The following is a 3,444-nucleotide window of genomic DNA, read 5'->3' as shown; positions in this document are numbered from 1 at the left end:
AGCCCAGCCGCTGCTTCAGGTCCCGGAACCCGTCCTCCTGCCGGAAGCGGGCGGCGAACAACTCCACCGCCTGCAACCCGATCGACTCCACGGCCGAGGTGACCAGGCTGAACCGCTTGCTGTACCCCTCGACGTGGGCGATGACCGCCTTGACCGGCACCTCGGGGCCGGCCACCCGCCACCGGCACACGACCTCCTTCCAGCGGACCCGTCGCCGCCGCCCGTAGATCAGGGCCTGCCCCTCCTGCCACGGGCCGGACCACCGACCGCCCCGCCGGGGCGGCTCCAGCTTCTTGCCCCACCTCGGCATCGGCCCCCGCTGCCCCTTGCGGCGTTCGGTCGGTGGCGGGGCGTGCAGCCGAGCGTCGTGCCGCAGCCGGGTCAGGAACTCGATGCGGGGCGAGTCGCCCTCGGGCGTGACCAGCGGCCGGACGACGCTCGTCAGGGCATAGCCCCCGTCGAAGACGGCCAGGTGCCGCCCGCCGGTGATCCGGGCCTGGTCTCGGATCAGTTCGACGGCCAGTTCGCACTTCGTGCGGAAGCCGACCTTCGGCCCGACGGACCCCGACCGAGCCGGCAGTTGCGACTTGCGGAAGTAGAGCCGCCCCGAGACGGGCAGGAACCATGCGGGCCGATCGGGCTCATCGAGCAAGGCCCCGAGCACTACCCAGTTGTGGGCCCGGACGGTGGTCGCCCGGTTCGGGAAGCGGGCGGTGTAGTCGTGGAAGGTGCAGGTGCCCCAGACGTGCTTGCCCGAGCGGTGGACCTTGGTGTCATCGACCGCCAAGACGTGATAGCCGTGCCAGGTCCGGCCGGGGGCCGGCTCGACCAGGCGGGTCAGTCTGCGGGTGACGGCATCCGTGCCCCAGACCCCGTACTCGGCGAAGCGTTCCATCGCCCGCCAGTCGGCCGGCCGGTCGAGGGCGAGGACCGACTGGGTGACGGTATGCTCCTCGACGTTGAGGGCCAAGGCGGTGACCCACTCGACGAAGCGGCGATGCCCGGGGCGGGTGAAGGCCCAGCCGAAGGGCCTCAGCAGTGCTTGACAGATCGACCAGAGGAGCGTAGCGTCGGACATCGGGGCATCTCCCGGTGCGGGACCGGATGGGGAGGTGATCAACCCATCAAGGTCCGCTCGGGAGATGACCCGCTCAAGACGCTACGGCGAGCCGGAAAGAGTGCGGGATTTCGGGGAAACTATTGAATAGATAATGACGCTTACTCGGTCGGAAAGGCCCAGCCGCTCGGCCCACGGCCGCCAACGGGCCCCGAACCGCTCACTGGGCTCGATGGCGGCGAAGGCCACCCGCGCCGCTGGCCGGGGCAGCTCGCGGCCCTCCCACTCGGCGGCCGTGGCCGGACGACCGGCCGGACGCTTGGCAAAGATGCCGACCTTCATGTCCCGCCAGCCGGTGTCGGTGTTGACCTTCGCCTCGTCGGTCTGGAATTCGGGCAGGCCCTCGGCGTCACGGAAGCCGGTGCAGGCGGCCTCGGCCGAGTCCCGCCAGGCGGCGATCGCCGGGGCCTCGGCCTGGCAGGTCTGCCGGATCAGTTTGTCGCTGAGCGACCAGCCCCCGATCTCTCGCAGGTTCTCGGCCGCCTGGGCGAAGGCCATCCGGCCCCCGGCCCAGCAGACGACCCGCCGGGCCTGGCGCGAGAGTCCCCAGGCGGCGATCCAGGGCGTACTCGCTCGTCTCGCAGGCCGGGCAGCGGAAGTAGGCCCGCGTCACGCTCAGCGAGCCCAAAACCGTCACGACCCGGCGGGGCGACCGGCCCTTGTGCCGGCGCTTGGCGCCGCAGGAGCAGCGTCGGCCGGGCGTCCCTTTTTTTCGACGGCCTGGGCCTGCTGCTCCAACGCGGCGGTCAGGGCCTGCCGTAGAAACTCCCGGCCGGGTCCGAGGGCGACCCACTCGCACCGGTCGAGGACCTGGCCTTCGGGGGCGGCATCGGCGGCCTGCTCCAACTCCTTGGCCAGGGCCAGCTCGACGATCAGCCGCTGCAAGGGGGTCTGGACTTCGACGGTGAACCGTTCCATGGGGCTCCCTCCATGATAGGGTGAAAGCCCTATGGTAGCGATCCAACGAATGAAGTGTCAGAATCCTATGGAGCACCCGGTCCACTATAACTCCTGGCCTGATTGTCAGTAGAACCAAATTTTTTTCATTTTTTTGCGATTTTCAGGTGACAGAAAACGATTCTTAGTACTACGTTGTCATCATACACGTTCGGGATCTCGGACGATCGCCGTTTCCCTTGATCGTCCATGCCGTCTCGGCGATGGCACGACGAATTGTGCCATTGAACTTTCCTCGCTTTGGCTTTGTCTTTCGGACGATCGCCGTTTCCCTTGATCGTCCATGCCGTCTCAACAATGGCACGACGAATTGTGCCATTGAACTTTCCTCGCTTTGGCTTTGTCTTTCGGACGATCGCCGTTTCCCTTGATCGTCCATGCCGTCTCGGCGATGGCACGACGAATTGTGCCATTGAACTTTCCTCGCTTTTCTTTTGGTCTCCATACAATTGCGGAGATCAGTGCCCATGCCATTCCACGGAAGAAATAGTGCGCGTACCGTTTCCCCGTTCGACGCGATCGAATCGCGAGTCTCGTTCAAAGCGATGTCTCGCATTCGAAATCTCCGCTATGCCCCCGAATTCCTGGAGCGACGCCTGAGCCCCTCCTCGTTCGGCCTTGTTGCCACGGCGGAGGTCTCGACCCTCGACGGTGGGGAGACCTTCAAAGCCAGAACCAGCGAGGCACCCTTGCCTCGAGATCAGAACGGTGACCCGATTCCGGAACCAACTCAAGGTGATGGACCGGGACAGCCCATGCCTGCCTGAAATTTGGCCCATAACAAGCTTGATGTGGACCCCGCTTCTCGGCTCATCGTGGTCCTGGGCGGGTACGGAGCGTCTTCGGGCCGGGTCAGATTGACCCGGTCTGCTCCCCACGATCTCGGCCGCTCATGGCCCCACCGCCTTTTATCGTTCGGAGCCCGCACGGACCGGAGCATCCGGACTCCGGCTTCAAGTCACCCTCGACTCAACACAACCGGACGCCGTGCAACCACTCCACCAGTGGGAGAAACACACCCTGCCACGGGTTCCATGACAGCAGCCGGCAGGTGATCCGCCGGCCACCCCGCACGATCTGGCACGGCACCTGGATCATCGCCACGCAGAACGTGCGGAACTCCATCCGCAGCTTAGGCGTTCGGCCGAGTCCGTTCTTGACGGAGCGATCGATGGCGGCTTGGTCGAGGCGGGGACCGAACGGGATCGCGACGGCACGAGCCGGCGAGGGGGACGACAGGATGCGTTGGCGACGGGGGGCCGCGTTTGACGGACTCAGGACCGCTTGCAGCCCGGTTGCTACCGATCGGGGAGCAACTCTGCAATCCGGCTCGCCGGGTGCGTGCTCACCCGCCCGAGCAGGTCGCGCAG

General features: G+C 66.3%; 4 protein-coding genes and 1 pseudogene. 1 reads left to right on the top strand and 4 read right to left on the bottom strand.

Features of this window, described 5'->3' with window-relative positions; all coding sequences use genetic code 11:
• The 3 genes from HG800_RS26710 to HG800_RS26700 all read right to left on the bottom strand — a co-directional run.
• Positions 1-1,078, bottom strand: a 1,078-nt coding sequence (locus tag HG800_RS26710) for an IS701 family transposase (protein ID WP_169981430.1), incomplete at its 3' end; no start/stop codon positions are given.
• An 81-nt stretch (positions 1,079-1,159) separates the two neighbouring features.
• A complete protein-coding gene (locus HG800_RS26705) occupies positions 1,160-1,615 on the bottom strand; it encodes a hypothetical protein (protein WP_169981428.1) in 456 nt (151 codons plus the stop codon).
• A gap of 135 nt (positions 1,616-1,750) precedes the next feature.
• Positions 1,751-2,035 carry a hypothetical protein gene (locus HG800_RS26700; RefSeq protein WP_169981426.1) on the bottom strand — a complete coding sequence of 95 codons (285 nt, stop codon included), beginning with the start codon at positions 2,033-2,035 and terminating at the stop codon, positions 1,751-1,753.
• 506 nt (positions 2,036-2,541) lie between these two features.
• On the opposite strand from HG800_RS26700, the gene HG800_RS26695 reads away from it, so the two are divergent.
• Complete coding sequence (locus tag HG800_RS26695; protein WP_169981424.1) at positions 2,542-2,841, top strand: hypothetical protein; 300 nt, start codon at positions 2,542-2,544, stop codon at positions 2,839-2,841.
• A 202-nt stretch (positions 2,842-3,043) separates the two neighbouring features.
• Here the strand turns inward: HG800_RS26695 and HG800_RS28600 are convergent.
• Positions 3,044-3,205, bottom strand: a pseudogene (locus tag HG800_RS28600) (IS1380 family transposase); the annotation flags it as partial.
• Positions 3,206-3,444: the final 239 nt, after the last annotated feature.

The sequence above is a fragment of the Tautonia rosea genome (assembly GCF_012958305.1).
GTDB classification, from domain to species: domain Bacteria; phylum Planctomycetota; class Planctomycetia; order Isosphaerales; family Isosphaeraceae; genus Tautonia; species Tautonia rosea.
This window is presented reverse-complemented; position numbering and strand designations above follow the sequence as displayed.

Coding starts and splice junctions, on each gene's coding strand:
- HG800_RS26695 (WP_169981424.1), top strand. CDS start 2,542: ATGCCATTCCACGGAAGAAATAGTGCGCGTACCGTTTCCCCGTTCGAC.
- HG800_RS26700 (WP_169981426.1), bottom strand. CDS start 2,035: ATGGAACGGTTCACCGTCGAAGTCCAGACCCCCTTGCAGCGGCTGATC.
- HG800_RS26705 (WP_169981428.1), bottom strand. CDS start 1,615: ATGGCCTTCGCCCAGGCGGCCGAGAACCTGCGAGAGATCGGGGGCTGG.